A 25,090-nucleotide genomic window follows, 5' to 3' on the forward strand; every position below is an offset into this window, starting at 1 on the left:
GGGTTGCGCAAAATGCTGTGGGAGCGGGTTTACCCGCGAAATGACACGCTTCAGGGCGAGAAATGCCGCTGATGCCTACTCGGCATCCAGGTGCATTGGCGTAATGACCTGCCCATCGCTCTCGGCCTGCCCCAGGGTGGTATCGAGGAAATATACCCGGTCATCCTCCAGCTGGCCCTTGTCCACCAGATAGTCCTTGATGCTGCTGGCGCGCTCCTGGCCGAGGGTGCGCAGCAGTGCTGCGCTTTCGGCCCAGGACTTGATCACCGCATCGCGCAGCTTGACGGTACGCTCTTCGCGGCCGAGCTCTTTCCATTCGGCCGGAGGCTGCTGTTTGAGGCGGGTGCGGTAGATGCCTTCGAGCATGGCCGGCTTGTCGCTGTCGTCGACCACCAGCATCGAAGCATTGGCCGGTACCTTGTCACCGCGGCGTTGGAGCATCTTGTACCAGGTGGCCTGGTATTCACGCTCCAGGCGCTGTTGGGCGATCAAGGGGCCGTCGCTGCTCTGGGCGCTGGTGCCTTCGATTTCCAGGCGCAGCTCCGGGCGTTCCTTGAGGGCCGCTGCCAGCTTGTCCAGGGCCGACTGGGCATCGCTGCTGAGCTCGCTGGAGCCGGGCGCGAATTTTACGGTGCCAAGGTCTTCCGAGCCGCCGCCGGCGATCAACCCTCCGATGAACTTGAACGGCGCCTGGGCCGCGCGCAGCACCAGGTTGCGCAGGGTCTGCCAGACGATCGGCATGACACTGAACTGAGGGTTGTTCAGGTCGCCTGAAACCGGCAGCTCGATGGAGATCTTGCCCTCGGTATCCTTGAGCAGCGCGACCGCCAGGCGAATCGGCAGGTCCACGGCATCGGGGCTGTCCACCTTCTCGCCCAACTGCAACTGTTCGACCACCACTTTGTTCTCGGCCTTGAGCTGGCCGTTGGTGATCAGGTAGTGCAGGTCGAGGTTGAGTCGGCCCTTGCGGATGCGGAAGCCCGCGAACTTGCCGGAGTAGGGCGTCAGGGTGGTCAGCTCGACCCGCTTGAAGCTGGTGGCGATGTCCAGGCTCGCCAGAGGATTGAACGGGTTGAGCGCCCCTTTGATGGTGACCGGGGCGTAGCGGTCGACCTTGCCCTTGACGTCCACTTTGGCCGGTGCCGGCTTGCGGTTGTCGATGGTGCCGATCTGGCCGTTGAGCTGCTGCACCGCCGTGGCGAAGTTGGGCGTGAGGGTCAGGTCGGCGAAGTTGGCCGAACCATCGTTGATGTCGATCTGCCCGATACGGATGCCCAGCGGCTTTTCATTGCTCGCACTGGCCGGTTTGGCCTGGCCGCTGCTCGGTGCGCCCGCCGGTTGGGGGATCAGCAGGTCGTCTACGTTGGTGGTGCGGTCTTCGTTGATGATGAAGCGTGCATAGGGCTGCAGCAGGCTCACCTTGTCGATCGACAGGGCATCGCCATGGACGTAGGACAGGCCGCTCAGGTCCAGTTGCTGCCATTTGACGAAGTCCCGGTCCTTGATGGTATCCAGGGTATGCAACTGGCTGACCTGGGCCTTGCCGCCAACGGTGAAGGCCAACGGTTCGGTGCTCTTGAGGTCGACCTTGAGGTCGCTGGCGAGCATGCCGCTGCGCAGTTCCAGGCGGATATACGGGCTGATGTAGGCCTGGGCCACGCGCAGGTCGATGTCACGGGTGCTGACGTCGAGCTTGGCCGTGACCGGTGCCAGGTTGACCTGGCCTGCCGCCTGCAGCTTGCCTTGCTTGCCCACGCCGGTGTCCAGCTTGAGCGTAAATGGCGACTGGTTGAGGCTGTCGAAATTCTGCAGGTCCAGGTTGAGCGGGCCGACATCCAGCGCCACCGGTTCCTTCTGGCTGCGGTCGGCCAGATGGACCTGGTAGTTGCGCAGTTGTACATCCTTGAGCAGCACCTGCCAGGGCTTGCTCGGCGCCTTGGCGGCCTTTTCCTTGTCGCTCGGTTCGGCGGCGGCGGGCTCGGCCTTTTCCTTCGGGGTGGCCTTGGCCGGCTGGCTGGCGAACAGCTTCTGCCAGTCGAGCTGGCCATCCTGTTCCAAGGCGGCCCAGGTCTCCAGCTTTTCGCTGCGGACCTTGCCTACGATTACCTGCTGCCTGGCCAGGTCGATGGACGTCTCGCTGACATCCAGGCTGGCCAGGCGCGCCAGTTGGCGGCCATCAGGGGCCTTGATGGCGAACGGTGCGATGCGCAGCGAGGTCTTGTCCAGCAGCAGTTCGGTTTCCTTGGCGAGGTTGAGCTTGTAGTGGGTATCGAGGCTCACTATGCCATCTTCCAGCACCAGCGGGACGGCATCGCGTACGTAGGGCCAGAAGGACTTCATTCGGCCTTCGGTGACCTTGAGGGTGCCTTCGGAGGCGATGGGGGCCAGGCTCAGGGTGCCCTTCCAGTCGATGCGCCCGCCGTTGGGGCCGTTGGCCACCAAGGTCATGTCGGCGTTGTCGTCGGGCAGGGTGCTGAGGTTCTTCAGCTCCAGGTTCATGGAGTCGTAGAGGAACTCGATGGGCTCGCTGGGGCGCAGGTCTTCGAAATGTAGGTAGCCTTCGCTGAGCTTGATGCTGCCGATGCGCAGCGGGAAGGGATCGCTGGGCGGTTCGTCGGGCTTGGGCTCGCTGGCCGGCAGTTTGAACAGCTGGGTCAGGTTCAGGCTGCCGTCCTTGGCGAACAGCACTTCGTTGCGCGGCTTGTCCAGCTCCACGGCATCGAGGTGCAGGGCCTTGGTCCACAGGCTGTCCAGCGAGAGGTTGGCGTACAGGCGTTCGAAGCCGACCTGTTCCTTGCCAGGCTCGCCGATCTGCAGGCCCCAGAGCGTCAGCTCCAGGCTGAAGGGGTTGAATTCGATGCGCTGCAAGTGCGCCGGCACCGTGGCGTATTGCGCCAGTTGCTGGTTGGCGATACGCAGGCCGACACCGGGGAGAATGAGAAAGCCAAGCAGGCTGTAAGAGGCAACGATGGCCAGCAAGGCGCCGAGGGCGCGAGTCAATCCTTTGGGCATGTAAGGCGTCATCTGTCTGAAGCGAGGTGCCTTGGAGTATGGCACGTTAAAACGGTTCCGACGAAACGACCAAAATACCTTACTCGACACCCATGCGTCGTCGCGCCCGATGCGCGGACCCGTCGCGCATGGCCCAGCGCAGCACGGGCGCGGTGCCTTTGATGCCCAGGCGGATCAGGCGCTGTTGCAGCGGGCCCTGGTGCAGGCCCAGCAGGCTGCGGCCCCAGTCGGGCAGCAGGTCGATGCCGGCGTGGAGCATCAGCTTGCCCACCGGCTCGGCCATGCGGCTGGGGGCGGGGGCGTCGAGCAGGATCCTCACCACTTCATGGCTGCGCGCATCGCACTGGAGCTGCGGGCGCATGCGCTGCAGGTAGCGCTCCACCTGCTGGCAGGAGCGTGGTATCTCCCGCGCGCCGAGCCGTTCGGCGATGAGGGCGATCTCGTCGTAGTAGGCATCCTGGTCGGCACGTGACAGGCCAGGGTTGCGGTAGCGCAGGTGGGCGGCGAGGAAGCTGCTGACTTCGGCGACATGCACCCAGGTCAGCAGGTCCGGGTCGCTGGCCGCATAAGGGCGGCCATCGGGCGCGGTGCCGACCACCTGCAGGTGAATGGTGCGAACCTTGTCGATCAACCATTGGGCGTCGCGGGTCGAGCCGAAGGTGGTGCCGGAAATGAACTGGCTGGTGCGGCGCAGGCGGCCGAGCAGGTCGTGACGAAAATTGGAATGGTCCCACACCCCCGACAGCGCCAGGGGGTGCAGCAATTGCAGCATCAGGGCGCTGATGCCGCCAACCAGCATGCTGGGGAAGTCGCCGTGCACCTGCCAACTGACGCTCTGCGGGCCGAACAGCCCTGGGTCACCCTTGGGCGACTCCAGGTCGAGCTGGCCGAGGGCCAGCCCGGTGAGGCTCATGACCTGGGTTTCGATGCGGCGGCGTAGGGCTTCCATGGCGGTCCTGCAGGCCGCCATGGCGGCCATCTACTGGTTGAGGCGTTTGTCGATCAGCCCCTGGACCACGCTTGGGTCGGCCAGGGTCGAGGTGTCGCCCAGGTTATCCAGCTCGTTGCAGGCGATCTTGCGCAGTATACGCCGCATGATCTTGCCCGAGCGGGTCTTGGGCAGGGCCGGGGCCCACTGGATCAGTTCCGGCTTGGCGAAACTGCCGATCTCCTTGCTGACCAGGGCGAGCAGCTCGGCCTTGAGCGCGTCGTCCGGGGTAACACCGTTCATGGGCGTGATGAAGGCGTAGATGCCCTGGCCCTTGAGGTCGTGAGGGTACCCCACCACGGCGGCCTCGGCGATGCTGTCGTGCAGCACCAGCGCACTTTCCACCTCGGCGGTGCCGATGCGGTGGCCAGAGACATTGATCACATCGTCCACGCGCCCGGTGATCCAGTAGTCACCGTCTGCATCGCGGCGAGCGCCGTCACCTGTGAAGTAGTAGCCGGGCATGGGTTTGAAATAGGTATCGACCATGCGCTGGTGATCGCCATAGACGCTGCGGATCTGCCCAGGCCAGCTGGCTTTTATTGCCAGCAGGCCGGCACCTGGCCCGTCGATCAGCTTGCCTTTTTCGTCCAGCAGCACCGGCTGCACGCCGAACATCGGCTGGGTGGCACAGCCTGGCTTGAGGTGCGTATTGCCGGGCAACGGGCTGAGCATGATGCCGCCGGTCTCGGTCTGCCACCAGGTATCGACGATGGGGCAGCGTTTCTGCCCGACTGCTTCGAAGTACCACTCCCAGGCTTCCGGGTTGATCGGCTCGCCCACGCTGCCCAGCAGGCGCAGGCTTTGTCGCGACGTGCCCTGCAGTGGCGCCTCGCCTTCGCGCATCAGGGCGCGCAAGGCCGTGGGGGCGGTATAGAAGATGTTCACCTGGTGCTTGTCCACCACCTGCCAGAAGCGCGAGCTGTCCGGGTAGTTGGGCACGCCTTCGAACATCAGCGAGATCGCGCCGTTGGCCAGGGGGCCGTAGACGATATAGCTGTGCCCGGTGACCCAGCCGACATCGGCAGTGCACCAGAACACCTCGCCGTCACGATAATCGAACACCACCTCGAAGGTGAGCGCGGCCTGCAGCAGGTAGCCGGCGGTGGTGTGCAGCACGCCCTTGGGCTTGCCGGTGCTGCCGGAGGTATAGAGGATGAACAGCGGGTCTTCCGCGTCCATGGGCTCGGGTGCGCAGTCGTCACCGGCCTGTTCCGTCGCGTCGTGGTACCACAGGTCGCGGCCTTCGCTCCAGGCGATGTCGGCCTGGGTGCGGCGTACCACCAGCACGCTGGTCACATTGGGGCAGCTTGCCAGGGCCTTGTCGACGTTCTGCTTCAGCGGGATACGTTTGCCGCCGCGCACGCCCTCGTCGGCGGTGATCACCGTGCGGCAGTCGGCATCGAGGATGCGGTCACGCAGGGCATCGGGCGAAAAGCCGCCGAACACCACCGAATGAATGGCGCCGATGCGTGCGCAGGCGAGCATGGCATAGGCCGCCTCAGGGATCATGGGCATGTAGATGCACACTCGGTCGCCTTTCTTCACGCCCCGGGCCTTGAGGGCATTGGCCAGTCGGCAGACCTGGCGGTGCAGTTCGCGGTAACTGATCGCCTTGGCGTCCTTTGGGTCGTCGCCTTCCCAGAGCAGCGCGGTCTGGTCACCTCGGGTGGCCAGGTGGCGGTCGATGCAGTTGTAGCTGACATTGAGCTGGCCACCGTCGAACCAGCGCGCCGCGCCGGTATTCAGGTCGCATTGCTGCACCTGCCGCCAGGGCTTGATCCAGTCCAGGCGTTTGGCCTGTTCGGCCCAGAAGCTGTCGGGGTCTTCGACCGACTGGCGGTAGAGGCGGCGGTACTCGTCGGGGGAAAGGCGTGCGGACTGGCTGACGGCCAGAGCCTGGGGGTAGTCGCGAATATCGAACATGGCGGGTGGTCCTGCTCTTGTGAGGGGCGGTGGACAGCAGCGGCTATTCGATGGACAGTGTAGCTGGAAGGGTTGTTCAACCGGTGCCGGCCTCATCGCGGGACAAGCCCGCTCCCACAGATTCTCCGGTGCTCTCGATAACACCTGGGTACCTGTGAGAGCGGGCTTGTCCCGCGATGAGGTCGAATCAGGTTCGGATCAACCGCGGTGACGACCGCGGAAGTAGTTGATCAGGCCTTGGGTGGAGCCATCCTCGGCACTGTCTTCCAGGCTACCGACCAGGCGCTGGTATACACCCTTGCCCAGCTCCTTGCCCAGTTCCACACCCCACTGGTCGAAGGCATTGATACCCCAGACGACGCTCTGCACGAACACCTTGTGTTCGTACATGGCCACCAGCGCCCCGAGACGACGTGGGCTGATGCGCTCGACCACCAGGGTGTTGCTCGGGCGGTTGCCCGGGATCACCTTGTGCGGTGCGAGTTTCTCGATGTCCGCTTCGTTCAGGCCCTTGGCCCGCAGCTCGGCTTCGGCTTCCGCGCGGGTCTTGCCGAGCATCAGCGCCTGGCTCTGGGACAGGCAGTTGGCATACAGCCATTGATGGTGGTCGGCCACCGGGTTGAAGCTCACCACCGGCACGATGAAGTCGGCGGGGATCAGTTGGGTGCCCTGGTGCAGCAGCTGGTGGTAGGCGTGCTGGCCGTTGCAGCCGACACCACCCCAGATCACCGGGCCGGTTTCGGTCTTCACGGGGGTACCGTCCTGCAGCACGCTCTTGCCGTTGGACTCCATGTCCAGTTGCTGCAGGTGCTTGGTGATGTTGCGCAGGTAGTGGTCGTACGGCAGGATCGCGTGGCTCTGGGCGCCCCAGAAGTTGCCATACCATACGCCCAGCAAGGCCAGCAGCACCGGCATGTTCTTCTCGAACGGTGTGTTCTGGAAGTGCTGGTCCATGGTGTAGGCACCGGACAGCAGTTCCTTGAAGTTGGCGGTGCCGATGGCCAGGGCGATCGGCAGGCCGATGGCCGACCACAGCGAGTAGCGACCGCCCACCCAGTCCCACATGGGGAAGATGTTCTCTTCACGGATACCGAAGGCCACGGCGGCGGTCTTGTTGCTCGATACGGCGATGAAGTGGCGGTAGAGCTCGGCCTCGGAGCCGCCCTGGGCCAAGTACCAGGTGCGTGCGGCCGTGGCGTTCTTCAGGGTTTCGAGGGTATTGAACGACTTCGACGAGACGATGAACAGGGTGGTCTCGGCGCGCAGCTTGGCCGACAGCTCATGGAATTCGCTGCCGTCGATGTTCGCCAAGTAGTGGCAGCGTACGCCGCGCTGGGCGTAGGGCAGCAGCGCCTCGGAGACCAGCTCCGGGCCCAGGAACGAGCCGCCGATGCCGATGTTCACCACGTCGGTGATCGGCTTTTCGCTGTAGCCGCGCCACAGGCCATCGTGGATGCGGCCCACCAGCTCGGTGATCTGGTTGAGCACCTTGTGCACTTCGGGCATCACGTTGACGCCATTCACGCTGAGCTTGTCGCCTACCGGGCGGCGCAGGGCGGTGTGCAATACCGGTCGACCTTCGGAGGCGTTGATGATCTCGCCGCTGAACATCGCTTTGATCGCGTCCGCCAGGCCCACTTCATTGGCCAGGTTGACCAGCAGGTCACGGGTCTGCTCGGTGATCAGGTTCTTCGAGTAGTCGAGGAACAGGCCGCAACTGCTGAGGGAAAACTGGTCGAAGCGCTTGGGATCGGCTGCGAAGGCTTCGCGCATGCTGAAACCTTGCATGGCGTCGCGGTGTTGCTGGAGCGCCTGCCAGGCGGGCAGCGCCGTCACATCGTGGGGAGTACGGTAATACGCCATTGCGGATGCTTTCCTTGGTGCGTGGTCTGGCCTTGGACATCAGGCCGTGGCTGCCAGTTGCAGGCCGGCCATCATTATAGGCATTGGTGGCGCGGGGGGAATGGGGAGCGGAGGCGCTGTGTGCGCCTTTCGCGATACAAGGCCGCGGCGCGATCTCTTGTGGGAGCGGCGGTGATATCGGGCCGGGCCGAATCGCGGGGCAAGCCCGCTCCCACATGATGTCGGGCGTTATGCGGTCTTTTCGTCCAGATGCACGTACAGGTTGTCGATCAACCGTGTCGTGCCCATGTACGCGGCGGCCAGCACCACCACATCACGGTCATCGACCATTGCCGGGCGCAACGTCAGGGCATGGCGCACTTCCAGGTAATCCGGGCGGAACCCGGCAGCCACCAGCTGAGCTTGGCCATCGGCGATCAACGCGGGGAAATCACGCTGGCCCCGGCGGATGGCTTCGGCCATGGCGCTCAAGGTACGGTACAGCGCAGGCGCGGCGGCACGTTGCTCCGGGCTCAGGTAACCGTTGCGCGATGACAGTGCCAGGCCGTCTTCGGCACGTACGGTAGGCTCGCCGATGATCTGGATCGGCATGTTCAGGTCACGCACCATGGCGCGGATCACCGCCAGTTGCTGGTAGTCCTTCTCGCCGAACACGGCAAGGTCCGGTTGGACCATGTTGAACAACTTGCTGACCACCGTGGCCACGCCTTCGAAATGGCCAGGCCGGCTGGCGCCGCACAGGCCTTCGGACAGTTGCGGCACGCTGACACGGGTCTGTACCGCCATGCCGTCGGGGTACATCTCTTCCACGCCCGGGGCGAACAGCAGGTGGCAGCCGGCCTGGAGCAGGCGTTCCTGATCGGCTGCCAGGGTGCGCGGGTACTTGTCCAGGTCTTCGCCGGCGCCGAACTGCAGCGGGTTGACGAAGATGCTGGCGACCACGAAGTCGGCGCGTTGGGCCGCCTTGGTCACCAGCGCGGCATGGCCGCTGTGCAGGTTGCCCATGGTCGGCACGAAGCCGATCCGCTTGCCTTCGTCGCGGGCGCGCGCCACGGCGGCGCGCAGTTCTCGGACGGTCTTGACTGTATTCATGCGCTGAACCCGTGTTCGCTGCCTGGGAAGCTGACGTCCTTGACTGCCCCGACATAGGCGGCAAGGGCGCTGTGGATGTCCGGCTGGCCGGTCATGAAGTTCTTCACGAACTTCGGTACGCGGCCGCTCAGGGAAAGGCCGAGCATGTCGTGCAATACCAGCACTTGCCCGTCGGTGGCGCTGCCGGCGCCAATGCCGATGACCGGAATGCTCACGGCCTGGGTGATTTCCGCCGCCAGCTCGCTGGGTACGCATTCGAGCAGGAGCATGGCCGCGCCGGCCTGTTCCAGGGCGATGGCGTCGGCGCGCATCTGCCGCGCCTGGGCTTCCTGGCGGCCCTGAACCTTGTAGCCGCCCAGGACATTGACCGACTGTGGCGTCAGGCCCATATGCGCGCACACAGGCACGCCGCGCTCGGCCAGCAGGCGGATGGTTTCGGCCAGCCAGGCGGCACCCTCGAGCTTGATCATGTGGGCGCCGGCTTGCATCAGGGTGGCGCAGTTGGCGAACGCCTGTTCGGGTGTGGCGTGGGCCATGAAGGGCAGGTCGGCGAGGATCAGCGCCCCGCTGTTGCCGCGCTTCACACAGGCGGTGTGGTAGGCCATCTCGGCGGTCGTCACCGGCAGGGTGCTGTCATGGCCCTGCAGGACCATGCCCAGGGAGTCACCCACCAACAGTATTTCCACACCGGCCTCGCTGGCGGCCTTGGCGAAGGTCGCGTCGTAGCAAGTCAGCATGGCGATTTTCTCACCCTTGGCCTTGAGGCCGTGCAGCGTGGTCAGGGTTACTTCAGGCATGTAGGAAATCCTCGTTCAGGCGCTGTGAAAAACGACTGCGTACAACGCGTGTAATCATCTTTCGGAGCGGCACATCATCGCGCGTGATGTTTGGGCACAGGTCCGTCCGAGCCTAAATCGGTCAATGAGGCGGCACTTTGGTGCCACGGGACGCCTATAGTCGTGAGCGAGGGGGGGGAAGTCAATCACCCTGTTACCGCATTGTTACGATCAGGGTGTTACTGGCGTTACCGATGGCCGGAACGCCCGATTTACAGGCGTTCCAGGCCCACGAAGGGGCAGGCTTCGAGCAGCTGCGCCAGGCTGCGGCCGTCGGCAAGGCGAAAGTCGGCGGGCACCAGTTCGGCCAACGGGTAGAGCACGAACGGGCGGGCTTGCATGTGATAGTGCGGCACTTTCAGGCGCGGCACGTCGATCACTTCTTCGCCGAACAACAAGATGTCCAGGTCGAGGGTGCGCGGGCCCCAGCGCTCCTTGCGTACCCGGCCCTGGTCGTTCTCGATGCCTTGCAGGGCATCGAGCAGGTCCAGCGGCGCGAGGCTGGTGTCCAGAGCCGCTACTGCGTTGGTGTAGCGCGGCTGGCCGGGCAGCAGCGAATCGCTGGTATATAGCGCCGAGGCTGCGGCCAGGCGGGTGTCGGCGATCTGGTCCAGCGCCTGCAGGGCGCTGCGCAGCTGTTCGGTGGGAGCGTCGAGGTTGCTGCCCAGGCCGATATAGACGCGCACCGTCATGTTCAGTCCCAGGCCTCGTCATTACTGCGCTTGCGTTTGCTGCCACTGCGCTTGCGCTTGCGTGGGGCGGCGCCGGAGGCGTCGTCGCGGCTGCCCAGCTCACGGATCATTTCGCGCCGCTCGCTGTCGTTGGCGTCCTGGTAGTCGGTCCACCATTGGCCCAGCTCATCGGTTTCCTCGCCGGCGCTTTCGCGCAACAGCAGGAAGTCGTAGCCGGCGCGGAAGCGCGGGTTGTCGAGCATCACGTCGGCACGCTTGCCGCTGCGGCGTGGCAGGCGTTCCTGCATGTCCCAGATTTCGCGGATCGGCAGGGTGAAGCGCTTGGGAATGGCGATGCGCTGGCATTGCTCGGCGATCAGGTCGTGGGCTGCGCCGTTCATGGCCGGAATCGGCGGTACTCCCTGGCTTTGCAGGTACAGGACGCGACCGGGCAGTGCCGGCCAGAGCAGGGCGGCGAACAGGAACGCCGGCGTTACCGGCTTGCCCTGCTTGACGCGCAGGTCGGTGTTGGCCAGGGCCTGGCTGATCAGGGTATGGGTGTAGGTCGGGCGTTCTTCCAGCGCGTGGGCGCTGGCTGGGAACAGTGGGTCGAACAGTTGCAGGTCGACCAGCATTTCGAAGGTGATGGCGCCCTGGCCAGAGAGGAACAGCTTGAGGCTTTCTTCGAACAGGCGCGCGGGCGGAATTTCGCGCAACAGCGGTGCCAGTTCGCGAATCGGCTGCACGGTGTGCTTTTCGATGCCGAAGTCGAGCTTGGCGGCGAAACGCACGGCCCGCAGCATGCGCACAGGGTCTTCCTGATAGCGCTGGGTCGGGTCGCCGATCAGGCGCAGCAGGCGGTTGCGAATGTCATGCACGCCATTGGCGTAGTCGAGGATGCGCTCGCTGACCGGGTCGTAGTACAGGGCATTGATGGTGAAGTCACGACGCTGTGCGTCGTCCTCCAGCGTGCCGTATACGTTGTCGCGCAGGATGCGCCCACTGGCGTTGTGCGACGAACGGTGGCTATCGCCTTGGTCTTCTTCGGAATGGTGGGCACGGAAGGTCGCGACTTCGATGATCTCGCGGCCGAAGTGCACATGGACCAGCTTGAAGCGCCGGCCGATGATCCGAGCATTGCGGAACTCGGCGCGCACTTGTTCAGGAGTGGCGCTGGTGGCGACATCGAAGTCCTTGGGGGTGATACCCAAAAGCAGGTCGCGCACGCAGCCACCGACCAGATAGGCCTGGTAGCCGGCGCCCTGCAGGCGCTCGACGATACTCACCGCGTGGCGGCTGAACTGGCTGCGCTGCAGCGAGTGCTGGCTCTTGTTGATCACTTCAGGCGTGGTGCGCCTGTGGTGTTGACCACGAAGGGGAGGGCGGAACGACTGGAACAGCTTCTTCAGCATGGGATGCACTGTTTGAAGGAATGTTCGGCCAAGAATAGGAGAATGGCCGCATGATGGGCGGGGATTCTAGCATTTACTCTGGGAATGGTGTAGGCGGTACACCCGGGTGTCGCTGCGGGGGGGAGAAACGACATGGGGAGCCGAAGCTCCCCAGGAAAGTCGTTGCGTGCTCTTATTGTTTTTCTGCCGGGCTTCTTGTTTTTGTTGAATGCCCTGCCCACAAATCTCGAAGCTTGTGGACGACCCCCAACCCGGGGGTGAAGAGCAAACGGATTGCTTTGGTCGCTGATGTTATGCTGATCGATCGATCCAACCAGTTCAGGCGCTGCTTTTTAGTGCAGTTTTTGTTGTTCTCTGCCTGGTTGTGGGGCAAGCCCCAAACACAACTCCTCTCCAAAAGAATCAGTTAGCTGCGCCTCCGCCGTCTTGTTTTTATTGTGCGTGAGCCGTTTCGTCTTGTTCTTATTCTGGATTGCAGTGCTTGTTATTGTTCTTGTACCAAAGATATAGCAGGTGCCGTGCCAACTTTTAGAAATCCAGCAAAATCAGGGGGTTGAGAGGTTTGCGCAGGATCCGGAAGGCAGGAAATGTGGAAATTTCGTTACCGTACGCCTCGGTGGATGTTACGGCTGGGCAGGCTGGGTAACAGATTTCGGCGCAGTGAGGGGGCCCTTGCCTATGCCATGCGATAGCAGGGCCGGCCCAATCGCGGGACAAGCCCGCTCCCACAGGGGCCGTCGGGCACAACAATCCTTGTGGGAGCGGGCTTGTCCCGCGATTGCGGTATCGAGAACGAGCAGAGAAAGAGGCGGGAAGCTGTGTTCCCGCCCAGGAAGGATCAGTTATCGCTGGTGGCGTTGCTCTTGCGCCGTGGAATGCCCAGGCGCTGGCGGCGCTCCCACAGGCATTTGCGGCTGACGCCGAGCTTGCGGGCCAGTTCGGTCTCGGTCATGTGGTCCTGGTGCTCGAGGACGAAGTGCTGGAAGTAGTCCTCCAGGGAGAGGTCCTCGGTCGGCTCATGGCTCGCATTGTTGGCGTTGGCGCCCGGGGCGGCTGGCGCGAGATCGAAGGCTTCTTCGTCCTCCAGGCCGCTCAGCTCGATGTCGATGCCCAGCAGATCTGCGGAAATTTCCGAGCTCTCGCTGAGAATCACCGCGCGCTCCACGGCGTTTTCCAGCTCGCGCACGTTACCCGGCCAACTGTAATGGCGGATGGCTTGCTCGGCCTCGGTGGAGAAGTGCAGGTCGTCACGACCGATACGTGCGCTCTGCCGGGCCAGGAAGGCGTCGGCGATTTCATTGACGTCGCTGCCGCGTTCGCGCAGGGCCGGAAGCTTCAGCGCGATGACATGCAGGCGGTAATAAAGGTCTTCGCGGAACTGGCCGGCCTTGGCCAGGTTCTTCAGGTCCCGGTGGGTCGCGGCGATCAAGCGCACGTCGACCTTCTGCGACTGCACCGAGCCGACCCGGCGGATCTCGCCCTCCTGCAACACGCGCAGCAGGCGGGCCTGGGCTTCCAGCGGCAATTCGCCGATTTCGTCGAGGAACAGGGTACCTCCGTCGGCCGCTTCGACAAGGCCCGCACGGCCAGCACTGGCGCCGGTGAAGGCGCCCTTCTCGTGGCCGAACAGTTCCGACTCGATCAGGGTTTCCGGAATGGCCGCGCAGTTCACCGAGATCATCGGTGCCTTGGCCCGACGCGACAGGTTGTGCAGGGCACGGGCGACCAGCTCCTTGCCGGTACCGGACTCGCCCTGGATCAGCACATTGGAGTCGGTGGGCGCGACCTTGCGGATCTTGCTGAACATGTCCTGCATGGGCGGGCACGAGCCGATGATGCCGATCTCGCCGGTCGCGGGGGCAGGGCTGCCCTTGTCGGAAGCGACGGGCTTGCCGTTGGCCCGCGGTTCGGTACCGCCGACGGCCGCGGCAGGTGCCGGGGCGTTTTGCCGGTCGCGCAGGATGCGCGCCACGGCCTGGAGCATCTCGTCATGGTCGAAAGGCTTGGCGATGTAGTCCACCGCGCCCATCTTCATGGAGTCGACCGCCGAACGCAGGCTGGCGTAGCTGGTCATGATCAGCACCGGCGTGCCCTGGCCGAGCTTGATCAGCTCGGTGCCCGGGGCGCCGGGCAGGCGCAAGTCGCTGACGATCAGGTCGAAGGTGGCAATGCTGAAGCGTTCCTGGGCTTCCTGCACCGAGCCGGCTTCGCTGACCTGGTACTGGTTCCGCTCGAGCAGTCGACGCAAGGCCGAGCGGATGATGGTTTCGTCTTCGACGATCAGAATGTGCGGCATTGATTCAATTCTCTCGACGGTCTCGAATTTCAGGGGACGTCGCTACGACATGCCGGGGCAGGGTCACGCGGATCCGGGTGCCACGCTGCCGTTCGATATCGGCGGGGCTGTCGATGGTGATTTGCCCATAATGCTCTTCCACGATGGAATAGACCAGAGCAAGCCCAAGTCCGGTGCCTTCGCCCGGGTCCTTGGTGGTGAAGAAGGGTTCGAACAGACGGTCCATGATGTTTTTCGGGATCCCGCTGCCTTCATCCTCGACGACCAGGTCGACGGTGTGCTCGTTGACCTCGCTGCGCACACGCACGGCACTGCCGGGTGGGGACGCGTCGCGGGCGTTGGAAAGCAGGTTGATCAACACCTGGGCCAGGCGTTGCGGGTCACCTTCGACCCAGTGGTCCGGGTCGCAAAGGTTGAAGAACTGTACTTCGAAATTGCGCCGGTTCAACGCCAGCAGACCAATGGCATCCTGCGCCACCTCGGCCAGGCATACCGGCTCCTCGCTGTTCTGGTGGCTGCCGCCGGCATGGGCGAAGCTCATCAGCGACTGCACGATGCGCGAGACGCGCTTGGTCTGCTCGATGATCTGGCTGGACAGCTCGATGATCTCGCCGTCGCCGTCACGTTCTTCACGCAGGTTCTGCGCCAGGCAGGCGATGCCGGTGATGGGGTTGCCGATCTCGTGGGCCACGCCCGCGGCCAGGCGGCCGATGCTCGCCAGGCGCTCGGAATGCACCAGCTTTTCTTCCAGGGCCTGGGTCTCGGTGAGGTCCTCGACCAGCAGCACCAGGCCGCTGTTGCCCGGCGCCAGTGGCTCGGCGATGGCGGCTTTGTGCAGGTTCAGCCAGCGGGTCTGGCCGTCCAGGGCCAGGCGCTGCTTGTGCAAATGTTCGTCCGGGACATTGATGAAGTTCTGCAGCAGCCCACGCCAGGGCTCGGAGACGGTGACCAGGCGCGAGCCGACCACATGCTTGGCGGCAACACCGGTCAATTCCTCCATGGCCTTGTTCCACATCAGGATCTCCTGATCCTTGGCCAGGGAGCAGACGCCCATCGGCAGCTCCTGCAGGGTCTGGCGGTGGTAGCGACGCAGGGCGTCGAGCTCGGCGGCAAGGCCGGTCAGGCGCGAGTGGTAGTCTTCCAGGCGGCTCTCGATGAAGTGGATGTCTTCGGTGACGTAGTTCTCGTTGCCCGACTTGTACGGGAGGAAGGTCTCGACCATGTCCTGGGCCACGCTTGGCCCCATCAGGCCGGACAGGTTGGCCTCGATACGGTCGCGCAGGCGCCGCAGGGCGTAGGGCCGGCGTTCGTCGAAGGGCAGGTAGAGGTCGCGCAGGGCCTGCTCCACCTCCTTCTGCGCAGCCTTGGCGCCCAGCGGTTTGGCCAGCTGGGTGGCGAACTCCTGGGGCGAGGCGGCATGCAGCTCCCGACGCTGCGGGCGGCGGACGTTGTCGACGGCGCAGGCCTCGGCGGCGCTGACCTCTTCGCTGCTGGCGTTGGTGAACAGCGAGATCAGGGTGAACAGCAGCACGTTCGCTGCCAGCGAACCGATGGCAGCCATGTGCCAGCTGGTGTCGTCCAGCACATAGATCATGTCCAGCAAGGGAATATAGAAGCCCTGCAGGTTGCCCAGCAGCGGCAGCAGCATGGTCACCATCCACACCGCGATACCGGCCATCAGGCCGGCGATGAAGCCGCGCCGGTTGGCGGTCGGCCAGTACAGCACCGACAGCACGCCAGGCAAGAACTGCAAGGTGGCGACGAAGGCGACGATGCCTAGGTTGGCCAGGCTCTGATGGTTGTTCTGGGTCAGGTAGAACACGAAGCCGGCGGTGATGATGGCCACGATCAGGGCCCGACGGGTCCACTTCAGCCAGCGGTAGATGTTGCCTTCGGCCGGTGGCTGGTAGAGCGGCAGCACCAGGTGGTTCAGTGCCATGCCCGACAGCGCCAGGGTGGTGACGATGATCAGGCCACTGGCGGCCGACAACCCGCCCACGTAGGCGAGCAGCGCCAGCGCTGGGTTGTCGGCGGCGATGCCCAGGCCCAGGGTGAAGTACTCGGGGTTGGTGCTCGCGCCCAGGCGCAGCCCTGCCCAGAGTACCAGCGGCACGGCCAGGCTCATCAGCAGCAGGAACAGCGGCAGGCCCCAGCTGGCGCTGACCAGCGAGCGTGGATTGAGGTTCTCGGTGAAGGCCATGTGATACATGTGCGGCATGACGATCGCCGAGGCGAAGAACACCAGCAGCAGGGTCCGCCAGGGGCCTTCCTGCAGCGGGGTGTGCAGTGCGGCCAGGGCGGTCTGGTTCTGCAACAGCCAGACCTCCAGCTGGTGCGGGCCGCCGAATACCCCATACAGCGCGTACAGGCCGATGCCGCCCAGGGCCAGGAGCTTGATCACCGATTCGAAAGCAATGGCAAATACCAGGCCTTCATGCTTCTCGCGGGTGGCGATGTGGCGCGAGCCGAAGAAGATAGTGAACAGAATGATCAGCGCGCAGAAGGCAAAGGCCACCCGTGCCTTGACTGGCTCACCGGTGAGAATGCTGATCGAGTCGGCGACCGCCTGGATCTGCAAGGCCAGCAACGGCAGCACGCCGATCAGCATGAAGATGGTGGTCAGCGCGCCGGCCCAGGTGCTGCGAAAGCGAAACGCCAGCAGGTCGGCCAGTGACGAGAGCTGGTAGGTGCGCGTGATCTTCAGGATCGGGTAGAGCAGCACCGGGGCCAGCAGGAAGGCGCCGGACACCCCCAGGTAGCAGGCCAGGAAGCCATAGCCGTACTGATAGGCAAGGCCTACCGAACCATAGAAGGCCCAGGCACTGGCGTAGACGCCCAAAGACAGGGTGTAGGTCAGCGGGTGGCGGATGATCGAGCGCGGGATCAGCCCGCGCTCGCTGATCCAGGCCACGCCGAACAGCACCAGCAGGTAGGCGGCGCTGATCAGGATCATCTGGGTCAGGCTAAAGCTCATCGGCATCTCGTTGGCTCTGCAGAATGAAGGTGACGACGATGAGGATCAGCCAGAGCAGGTAGGGGCGGTACCAGGCACCGGTCGGCTCGATCCACCAGTCCATGATGGCTGGGGAGAAGAGGTAGATCCCCACGACCAGAAGCAGGACCAAACGATAGATGTACATGCTGGCCTCGTTGATTGGGCGCTGCGGGCTTGGACTTATTATTGGCGCAAATGGCTGGAGCGATGCTAGCGGGAATCGATAGGGTTCGCCAAGGGTTTGAATTTATTGGCCTTTTGTTTTTCAGCCGGCACGCCCTCCGTAGGAGCGGCCTTGTGCCGCGATGGGGCGCGAAGCGGCCCCAGGTCCTTGACGTCAGAGGCTGCTCTGCAGCCTTTCGCGGCACGAGGCCGCTCCTCATCGATCGTGTCGGCTGTATCAGTGCAGATCAGCCTCAGGCACGCTTAGTTGCCGTGCAATCGCCTCCGGCCGCCAGCGTTGCCGGGCGACAGCCAGTACCTCGGCGGGGCCAGCACTCGCCATGGCAGGCTCCGTGTCCTGCCCCAGCGCACGCAAGGCCCGCAGCAGCAAGGGCGTTGCCTGGTCGGCCTCGAGCGGTGGCGAACGGTATGACTTGCCCAGCTTGTGCCCATCCGGCTGCACGATCAGCGGAATGTGCAGGTAACGCGGCTGCGAGAAGCCCAGCAGCTCCTGCAGGTACAGTTGGCGTGGGGTGTTGTCGAGCAGGTCGGCGCCGCGCACGATGTCGGTGACACCCTGCCAGGCATCGTCCAGCACCACCGCCAACTGGTACGCATACAACCCGTCGCGGCGCTGGATGACGAAATCGCCCACCTCGCGGCCCAGGTGTTGCTGGAATTCGCCTTGCACCCGGTCGGTGAAGCGGTAGATCAGCTCCGGTACCCGCAAGCGGATCGCGGCCCCCTCTCGGGCATGCCCGGCGTTGCGGCACAAGCCCGGGTAGATGCCGTTGTACCCCTCCAGTTGCTTGCGCGAGCAGGTGCAGGCATAGGCCAGGCCCATATCGAACAGGCGGTCGACCACGGCGGCATAGGCGTCGTGCCGCTGGCTCTGGAATACCACCTCGCCATCCCACTCCAGGCCGTAGCGCTCCAGGGTCTGCAGGATGGCATCGCGGGCGCCGGGCATTTCCCGTGGTGGGTCGGTGTCTTCCATGCGCAGCAACCAACGGCCGCCCACCGCGCGGGCATCGAGCCACGAGGCGAGGGCGGCGACCAGGGAGCCGAAATGCAGAAAACCACTGGGCGTAGGGGCGAAGCGTCCGATGTAGCGGGAGTCGTTCATGGGGTACAGGCTATATAAATGAAACGGGGCGCCTCGAGCGCCCCGTTCAGGTGGGAATCAGGTCAGGCCTTGCCGACCTGCTTTTCCTTCTTCTCCGCCAGCTCCTTGCAGTCGAAGCACAGGTCGGCGGTCGGGCGGGCTTCCAGGCGACGCAGGCCAATCTCGACGCCACAGGCATCGCACCAGCCGTATTCGTCTTCCTTGATCTTGTCGAGGGTCTTGTCGATCTTCTTGATCAGCTTGCGCTCGCGATCACGGTTACGCAGTTCCAGGGCGAATTCTTCTTCCTGGCTGGCGCGGTCGGCCGGGTCGGGGAAGTTGGCCGCTTCGTCCTTCATGTGATCCACGGTGCGATCCACGCTGGTCATCAGTTCCTGCTTCCAGGCGCTGAGGAGCTTGGTGAAGTGCTGCTTCATGGGCTCGCCCATGTACTCTTCACCCTTGGTTTCGACGTAGGGTTCGACACCGTACATGGTCTGACCGGCTTTTTGCTTTTCTACGGTGGACATGAATAGACCGCCTCTTACTCATCTGATCCAATGCGCAGGCTGCTCCATCTCCGGCACCCGCCGGCCCTGCGACTGCGAGCCGCCGAACTTACCAGATAGATCGGGGGTGCGCTACCCCGCCCGATCCTAGGTGTTGACAGCGACGCAAGCCGCACGTTCGATGCCGCGCAGAGGTAGAATCACCAGTTTAGACCCAATTGAGAGAAGGCCCATGGCTCAGCCACACAGTGCGCGCAGTCGCGCCATCGAACCCTTCCACGTCATGGCCTTGCTGGCGCGCGCCAATGAGCTGCAGGCGGCCGGCCATGATGTCATCCACCTGGAGATCGGCGAGCCGGACTTCACCACAGCGGAACCCATCGTGGCTGCAGGCCAGGCGGCATTGGCCGCAGGCCACACCCGCTACACCGCGGCGCGTGGTCTGCCGGCGCTGCGCGAGGCGATCGCCGGCTTCTATGCCCAGCGCTATGGCGTGAGCGTGGACCCGGAGCGCATCCTCGTCACCCCGGGCGGCTCGGGTGCACTGCTGCTGGCCAGCAGCCTGCTGGTCGACCCGGGCAAGCACTGGCTGTTGGCCGACCCTGGCTACCCCTGCAACCGGCACTTCCTGCGGCTGGTCGAAGGTGGGGCGCAGCTGGTGCCGGTAGGGCCGGAGGTCAATTACCAGCTCACCGCCGACCTGGTCGAGCGCTACTGGGACAAAGACACCGTCGGTGCGCTGGTGGCCTCGCCGGCCAACCCCACTGGCACGGTCCTCGACCGCGCCGAGCTGGCCAGCCTGTCCAAGGCCACCCGTGAACGCCACGGCCACCTGGTGGTAGACGAGATCTACCACGGCCTGACCTATGGGATGGACGCGCCCAGCGTGCTGGAAGTGGACGACCAGGCGTTTGTCCTGAACAGTTTTTCCAAGTATTTCGGCATGACGGGCTGGCGGCTCGGTTGGCTGGTAGCGCCTCCCAGTGCTGTGGGCGACCTGGAAAAACTCGCTCAGAATCTCTACATCAGTGCGCCCAGCATGGCCCAGCACGCCGCGCTGGCATGTTTCGAGCCTGCGACCCTGGCCATCCTCGAGGAACGCCGGGCCGAGTTCGCCCGGCGACGCGACTACCTGCTGCCGGCCCTGCGCGAGCTGGGCTTCGGCATTGCCGTGGAGCCCCAGGGCGCCTTCTACTTGTACGCCGATATCAGCGCCTTCGGCGGTGATGCCTTCGCCTTCTGCCGGCATTTCCTGGAAACCGAGCACCTGGCCTTCACCCCCGGCCTGGACTTCGGCCGCCACCAGGCCGGCCACCACGTACGGTTCGCCTATACCCAAAGCCTGCCGCGCCTGGAGGAGGCGGTGCAGCGCATCGCCCGTGGCCTGAAGAGCTGGCAAGGCTGATGCTGTTCTTTCCCGCACTTGAACAGGCGCGCCTGCTGCGCCGCTACAAACGTTTCCTGGCCGATATCGAACTGGCCAGTGGCGAACAACTGACCATCCATTGCCCGAATACCGGGTCCATGCTCAATTGCATGCGCGAGGGCGGGCAGGTCTGGTTCAGCCGCTCCAATGACCCCAAGCGCAAGCTGCCGGGCACCTGGGAAATCAGCGAGACGCCCCAGGGACGCCTGGCCTGCGTCAACACCGGTCGGGCCAATGCCTTGGTGGAGGAGGCCCTGCGCGGTGGGCAGATTGCCGAGCTGGCCGGCTTCACCGCGCTCAAGCGCGAGGTGGCCTATGGCGAGGAAGGCAGCCGGGTGGACTTTCGCCTGGAGTTTCCGGACGGGCCGGCCTACGTGGAGGTCAAGAGCGTTACCCTGGGCTACCCGGATACACCGATTGCCGCCTTTCCCGATGCGGTGACCCAGCGCGGCGCCAAGCATCTGCGCGAGCTGGCGGCGCTGGCGCGCCAAGGTATTCGCGCGGTGCAGCTGTACTGCGTCAACCTCACCGGCGTGGAGGCGGTGCGCCCGGCCGAGGAGATCGACGCGGCCTACGCGCAGGCTTTGCGAGCTGCAGTGGCAGATGGCGTCGAAGTGTTGGCCTACGGTACCCGGCTGGATGCCGAACAGATCGTCATCGACCGGCCATTGCCGGTATTGCTCACGCCTTGAGCCAGATGCCCTGGCTGTCTTCCAGGCAGCCCAGGGCATCCAGCTGCTCGCCCTTGCAAGGGCCGGCCACGCATTCACCACTTTCGATCAGGAACAATGCGCCATGGTGGGCGCAATGGATCAGGCTGGCACTGTCGTCGAGAAAGGCATCGGCATCCCAGTTCAAGGGAATGCCGCGGTGCGGGCAGCGATTGCGGTAAAGGTAGACCCGGCCTTGGCGGCGCACACCGAACAGGTGCTCGCCAGCTACGCTGAAAGCGCGGCTGGCACCTTCGGCCAGGTCGGTTGAGGCGCAGAGAAAATGCATCGATGCAGACGACTCGTGTCACAAAGGGATGGCTTGACGCTTCAATGCGAATAATTATCAAATTGCCCGCATTCGCTGCGTCCGGCTGTCTATGGTGCGCAGTTCCGCCGCCTGCGACAAGCGTGTGGCCCGCCCTCTGCAAAGGAATACGATGATGCGTCGTCCTGCTGCCCTGATCGCCCTGTGCGTGGGTGTCTTTCTCTCCACTCAGGCCCTGAGCGACGAGCTGCCCAAGCGCTGGGTCAGTGCCGGCGGGGCGTTGAGTGAATGGATCAGTGCCTTGGGGGGCGAGCCCCGGTTGGTTGGGGTCGATACCACCAGCCAGCACCCGGCATCGCTCAAGGCACTGCCCAGCATCGGCTACCAGCGCGCGCTGTCTGCCGAAGGCATCCTCAGCCTGCGACCTGACGTGCTGGTCGGTACCGAGGAAATGGGACCACCGCCGGTGCTGGCGCAAGTCCGCAAGGCCGGTGTTCGGGTCGAGCTGCTTTCCGGCAAAGCCGAACTGGATGTGGTGGACAGCAACCTCGAGCAACTGGGCAAGCTGCTCGGTGCCGAGCAGAAGGCCGCCGAGCTGAGCGCCGAATACCACCAGCAACTGGAAGCTGTGCAGGCGAAGGTCAAGCAGGCCCAGGCCAGCGGGAAGGTTCCGGGAGTCCTGTTGTTGGTCGGTCATGCCGGCGCCAAGCCCCTGATGGCAGGCCGGGGCACGTCGGGAGACTGGCTGCTGCGCCAGGCCGGTGCCCGCAACCTGGCCGATCACCAGGGCTACAGGAACTTCTCCGTCGAGACCCTCGCTGCCCTGGACCCGGATGTGGTGGTGTTTTCCGACCGCGCCCTGGAGGGGGAGCAGGCCATGCAGGCGCTGCTCAAGGAAAACCCAGCTCTGGCGGCCTCCCGTGCGGCGCGTGACAAACGCCTGGTTTCCCTGGACCCGACCTTGCTGGTCGGTGGCCTCGGCCCGCGCCTGCCAACGACCTTGAACGGCCTGGTCGAGGCCTTCTATCCGGTCGCCCAATGAGACAACGTGTCCAGCCTCGTGCCCTGTTCATCGGCCTGACCCTGCTGTGCCTGTTGGCGACCTGGTTGTCGCTGGCGTTGGGCCCGGTGAGCCTGCCGCTGTTCGATACGTTGCGTGCCGGGCTGCGCCTGTTGGGGTTGCCCATGGCCGCCGATGGCCTGGAACAGGCCGAGATGATTCTCGGCCAGATCCGTCTGCCGCGTACCCTGCTGGGGTTGGCGGTGGGTGCGGTGCTGGCGCTGTCGGGCGTGGCGATGCAGGGGTTGTTCCGCAACCCGTTGGCCGACCCCGGGCTTGTCGGCGTTGCCAGTGGCGCGGCCCTGGGCGCGGCAGTGGCGATCGTCGGCGGCAGCTGGTTGGGCGGGATCCCGGAGTGGTTCGCCCCTTACCTGTTGTCGGCGTGCGCTTTTCTTGGCGGCCTTGGCGTCACTGCGCTGGTCTATCGCCTGGGGCGGCGCGACGGCCAGACCAACGTTGCCACCATGCTGTTGGCGGGCATCGCCCTGACCGCGTTGGCGGGTTCGGCCGTGGGGCTGTTCACCTACCTGGCCGACGATGCCACCTTGCGTACATTGACATTCTGGAACCTGGGCAGCCTCAACGGCGCCAGCTACGAGCGCCTGTGGCCTTTGTTGCTAGTGGCGACGGCCGTCTCGTTGTGGTTGCCACGCCGAGCCCAGGCGCTCAATGCCCTGCTGCTGGGAGAATCGGAGGCGCGGCACCTGGGTATCGACGTGGAAGCGCTCAAGCGCGAGCTGGTGTTCTGTACTGCCTTGGGAGTGGGGGCCGCCGTTGCTGCAGCCGGGCTGATCGGCTTCATCGGCCTGGTGGTGCCACACCTGGTACGTCTGCTCTGCGGGCCGGACCATCGGGTGCTGTTGCCGGCGTCCTTGCTGGCCGGCGGGGCGCTGTTGCTGTTCGCCGACCTGGTGGCGCGCCTGGCGCTGGCACCCGCAGAACTGCCGATCGGTATCGTGACCGCATTCATCGGTGCGCCATTTTTCCTGTTCCTGCTGATTCGAGGGCGCGCCTGATGTTGCAAGTCGACGGCCTGCACCTGCGGCGTGGCAGCAATGATGTGCTGCACGGGATAGACCTGCAGGTGCGGCCCGGGCAGGTCCTGGGTGTGCTAGGGCCCAATGGCGCCGGCAAGAGCAGCCTGTTGGGCGCCTTGTGTGGCGAGTTGGTGCCCAGCCAGGGGCAGGTGCGGTTGCAGGGGCGCCCGTTGGCAGACTGGCCGGGCCAGGAGCGCGCTCGTCGCCTGGCGGTGTTGCCACAGGTCTCCAGCCTGGGTTTTGCTTTTGGCGTCGAAGAGGTGGTCGGGCTCGGCCGGCTGCCTCATGCCAGCGGCCGCCAGCGTGATCGGGAAATCGTCGAGGCGGCCTTGCGTGCGGCAGATGCCTGGCACCTGCTGGAGCGCAACTACCTGGCGCTGTCCGGCGGCGAGCGCCAGCGGGTGCACCTGGCCCGGGTATTGGCGCAGTTGTGGCCAGGCGAGGCGGGCAGCACGTTATTGCTGGACGAACCCACCTCGATGCTTGACCCGTTGCACCAGCACACCACCTTGCAGGCGGTACGTCGATTCGCCGACCAGGGGGCTGCGGTCCTGGTCATCCTGCATGATCTCAACCTGGCGGCGCGCTACTGTGACCGTATCCTGTTGCTGGAGCAGGGGCGCAGCCATGCCCTGGGTACGCCGCAACAAGTCCTTGCACCCGCGGCGCTCAAGGCGGTGTTCGGCATCGATGTGCTGGTGCAGGCGCATCCGGAGCGTGGGCATCCGCTGATCATCATCCGCTAGGAGGTTCCGTCATGCGTAATGGGTTGTTGTCCGGCTTGCTGGCCCTGGTATTGACCGGCTGCCAGGCCAGCCTGCCGCCGTTGCCCGCCTGGCAGAGCTCAGAGGGGCGGAATGATGCGCAGCTAGGGGAGATCCGCAACCTGGCTGATGGCCAACGGCTCACGCCTGACCAGCTCGTGGCGCAGTTGGCGCGGGCTCCTCGGGTGCTGGTGGGCGAAAAGCACGACAATCCCGACCACCACGCCTTGCAGTTGTGGTTGCTGCGTGCGCTGGAAACCCGGCGTGCGCAGGGCAGCCTGTTGCTGGAAATGCTACAGCCAGTGCAGCAACCTTTGGTCGATGCACTGCAAGGGCAGGCGACACCGCCCGAGAAGCTGCCCCAAGCCCTGGCCTGGCAAGAGGGATGGGACTGGCGGTTGTACGGGCCTATCGTGCGTGAGGCCCTGCAGCGGCAGATCCCTTTGCTGGCAGCCAACCTGACGCCAGATGAAATGCGCCAGGCCTATCGCAACCCGCTGGTGTTGGAGGGGCAGCACTCGAATGCTCCGGCGGTGAAGGCTGCGTTGCTCGAACAAGTCCGTGCTGGCCATTGTGGGTTGCTGCCGGAGCAGCAACTGCCAGCCATGCTTGCCGTCCAGCAGCAGCGCGACCGGCGTATCGCGGAACGGATGATGGCTGCGCCGGCCCCGGCCTTGCTGTTCGCTGGCAGCTACCATGCGCGCAAGGACCTTGGCGTGCCGCTGCACTTGGCAGACCTGAGGGCGCCGGGCGAGACGAAGGTCTTGTTGCTGGTGGAGGTCGGAGAGAAAGTCGAGCCCGGCATGGCGGACTATGTGTGGTACACGGCGGCACTGCCTGCCCAGGACTATTGCGCTCAGTTGCGGCGATGAGATACCGCCGTTGCCGAATGCCGGGCAAAAAAAGACCCGGCAAAACTGCCGGGTCAATAACCGTGATTAGCCTGATGAGGAGATAA

Annotated in this window: 20 protein-coding genes; 6 read left to right on the top strand and 14 right to left on the bottom strand. The window is 64.6% G+C overall.

Going from position 1 to position 25,090, the window contains the following annotated elements; translation table 11 throughout:
- Positions 1–75: 75 nt before the first annotated feature.
- From K8374_RS03130 to dksA, 13 genes are all read right to left on the bottom strand, one after another.
- Entirely contained in the window at positions 76–3,012 is a 2,937-nt protein-coding gene (locus K8374_RS03130) for a DUF748 domain-containing protein (protein WP_224457889.1), read from the bottom strand.
- Between the two features lie 79 nt (positions 3,013–3,091).
- The gene (locus K8374_RS03135; RefSeq protein ID WP_224457890.1) at positions 3,092–3,961 is read right to left on the bottom strand and encodes an oxygenase MpaB family protein; all 870 of its coding nucleotides are present in this window, start codon (positions 3,959–3,961) and stop codon (positions 3,092–3,094) included.
- Positions 3,962–3,991: 30 nt separating this feature from the next.
- A complete protein-coding gene (gene acs / locus K8374_RS03140; protein WP_224457891.1) occupies positions 3,992–5,926 on the bottom strand; it encodes an acetate--CoA ligase in 1,935 nt (644 codons plus the stop codon).
- Positions 5,927–6,124: 198 nt separating this feature from the next.
- Complete coding sequence (pgi, locus tag K8374_RS03145) at positions 6,125–7,789, bottom strand: glucose-6-phosphate isomerase (protein ID WP_224457892.1); 1,665 nt, start codon at positions 7,787–7,789, stop codon at positions 6,125–6,127.
- A gap of 228 nt (positions 7,790–8,017) precedes the next feature.
- Positions 8,018–8,881 (bottom strand): pantoate--beta-alanine ligase, encoded by an 864-nt coding sequence (panC, locus tag K8374_RS03150; protein ID WP_224457893.1) that lies wholly within the window; start codon positions 8,879–8,881, stop codon positions 8,018–8,020.
- On the bottom strand, positions 8,878–9,678 hold the full coding sequence (gene panB, locus K8374_RS03155; RefSeq protein WP_224457894.1) for a 3-methyl-2-oxobutanoate hydroxymethyltransferase: 801 nt from the start codon (positions 9,676–9,678) through the stop codon (positions 8,878–8,880). Before panB ends, panC begins: the two co-directional genes overlap by 4 nt.
- A 251-nt stretch (positions 9,679–9,929) precedes the next feature.
- Positions 9,930–10,409 carry a 2-amino-4-hydroxy-6-hydroxymethyldihydropteridine diphosphokinase gene (gene folK, locus K8374_RS03160; protein ID WP_224457895.1) on the bottom strand — a complete coding sequence of 160 codons (480 nt, stop codon included), beginning with the start codon at positions 10,407–10,409 and terminating at the stop codon, positions 9,930–9,932.
- A gap of 2 nt (positions 10,410–10,411) precedes the next feature.
- Entirely contained in the window at positions 10,412–11,800 is a 1,389-nt protein-coding gene (locus K8374_RS03165) for a polynucleotide adenylyltransferase PcnB (protein WP_224457896.1), read from the bottom strand.
- 838 nt (positions 11,801–12,638) lie between these two features.
- Entirely contained in the window at positions 12,639–14,096 is a 1,458-nt protein-coding gene (locus K8374_RS03170) for a sigma-54-dependent transcriptional regulator (protein ID WP_224457897.1), read from the bottom strand.
- A gap of 4 nt (positions 14,097–14,100) precedes the next feature.
- Positions 14,101–17,076, bottom strand: a complete 2,976-nt coding sequence (locus tag K8374_RS03175; RefSeq protein WP_224457898.1) for a sensor histidine kinase — start codon at positions 17,074–17,076, stop codon at positions 14,101–14,103.
- Positions 17,060–17,236 carry a hypothetical protein gene (locus K8374_RS03180; RefSeq protein ID WP_003250005.1) on the bottom strand — a complete coding sequence of 59 codons (177 nt, stop codon included), beginning with the start codon at positions 17,234–17,236 and terminating at the stop codon, positions 17,060–17,062. The genes K8374_RS03175 and K8374_RS03180 overlap by 17 nt, the downstream gene beginning before the upstream one ends.
- 255 nt (positions 17,237–17,491) lie before the next feature.
- Positions 17,492–18,379, bottom strand: coding sequence for a tRNA glutamyl-Q(34) synthetase GluQRS (gluQRS, locus tag K8374_RS03185; protein ID WP_224457899.1), 888 nt, complete (start codon positions 18,377–18,379; stop codon positions 17,492–17,494).
- A 62-nt stretch (positions 18,380–18,441) separates the two neighbouring features.
- Positions 18,442–18,888, bottom strand: coding sequence for an RNA polymerase-binding protein DksA (gene dksA, locus K8374_RS03190; RefSeq protein WP_084855459.1), 447 nt, complete (start codon positions 18,886–18,888; stop codon positions 18,442–18,444).
- 211 nt (positions 18,889–19,099) lie between these two features.
- Here dksA and K8374_RS03195 point away from each other — a divergent pair, with 211 nt between their 5' ends.
- Both K8374_RS03195 and sfsA read left to right on the top strand, forming a co-directional pair.
- The gene (locus K8374_RS03195; protein WP_084855458.1) at positions 19,100–20,272 is read left to right on the top strand and encodes a pyridoxal phosphate-dependent aminotransferase; all 1,173 of its coding nucleotides are present in this window, start codon (positions 19,100–19,102) and stop codon (positions 20,270–20,272) included.
- Positions 20,272–20,985, top strand: coding sequence for a DNA/RNA nuclease SfsA (gene sfsA, locus K8374_RS03200; RefSeq protein ID WP_224457900.1), 714 nt, complete (start codon positions 20,272–20,274; stop codon positions 20,983–20,985). Before K8374_RS03195 ends, sfsA begins: the two co-directional genes overlap by 1 nt.
- Here the strand turns inward: sfsA and K8374_RS03205 are convergent.
- Positions 20,975–21,292, bottom strand: a complete 318-nt coding sequence (locus K8374_RS03205) for a Rieske (2Fe-2S) protein (RefSeq protein ID WP_224457901.1) — start codon at positions 21,290–21,292, stop codon at positions 20,975–20,977. The genes sfsA and K8374_RS03205 overlap by 11 nt on opposite strands.
- A gap of 151 nt (positions 21,293–21,443) precedes the next feature.
- Between K8374_RS03205 and K8374_RS03210 the strand changes: the two genes are divergently transcribed.
- From K8374_RS03210 to K8374_RS03225, 4 genes are read left to right on the top strand one after another with little or no spacing between them, the layout of a single operon-like run.
- Positions 21,444–22,313, top strand: a complete 870-nt coding sequence (locus tag K8374_RS03210; protein ID WP_224457902.1) for a hemin ABC transporter substrate-binding protein — start codon at positions 21,444–21,446, stop codon at positions 22,311–22,313.
- A 50-nt stretch (positions 22,314–22,363) separates the two neighbouring features.
- The gene (locus K8374_RS03215; protein WP_224459260.1) at positions 22,364–23,347 is read left to right on the top strand and encodes a FecCD family ABC transporter permease; all 984 of its coding nucleotides are present in this window, start codon (positions 22,364–22,366) and stop codon (positions 23,345–23,347) included.
- Positions 23,347–24,114 carry a heme ABC transporter ATP-binding protein gene (locus K8374_RS03220; RefSeq protein WP_224457903.1) on the top strand — a complete coding sequence of 256 codons (768 nt, stop codon included), beginning with the start codon at positions 23,347–23,349 and terminating at the stop codon, positions 24,112–24,114. The genes K8374_RS03215 and K8374_RS03220 overlap by 1 nt, the downstream gene beginning before the upstream one ends.
- Positions 24,115–24,125: 11 nt before the next feature.
- Complete coding sequence (locus K8374_RS03225; RefSeq protein ID WP_224457904.1) at positions 24,126–25,004, top strand: ChaN family lipoprotein; 879 nt, start codon at positions 24,126–24,128, stop codon at positions 25,002–25,004.
- Positions 25,005–25,090 lie beyond the last annotated feature (86 nt).

The sequence above is a fragment of the Pseudomonas sp. p1(2021b) genome, from assembly GCF_020151015.1.
Taxonomy (GTDB): domain Bacteria; phylum Pseudomonadota; class Gammaproteobacteria; order Pseudomonadales; family Pseudomonadaceae; genus Aquipseudomonas; species Aquipseudomonas putida_K.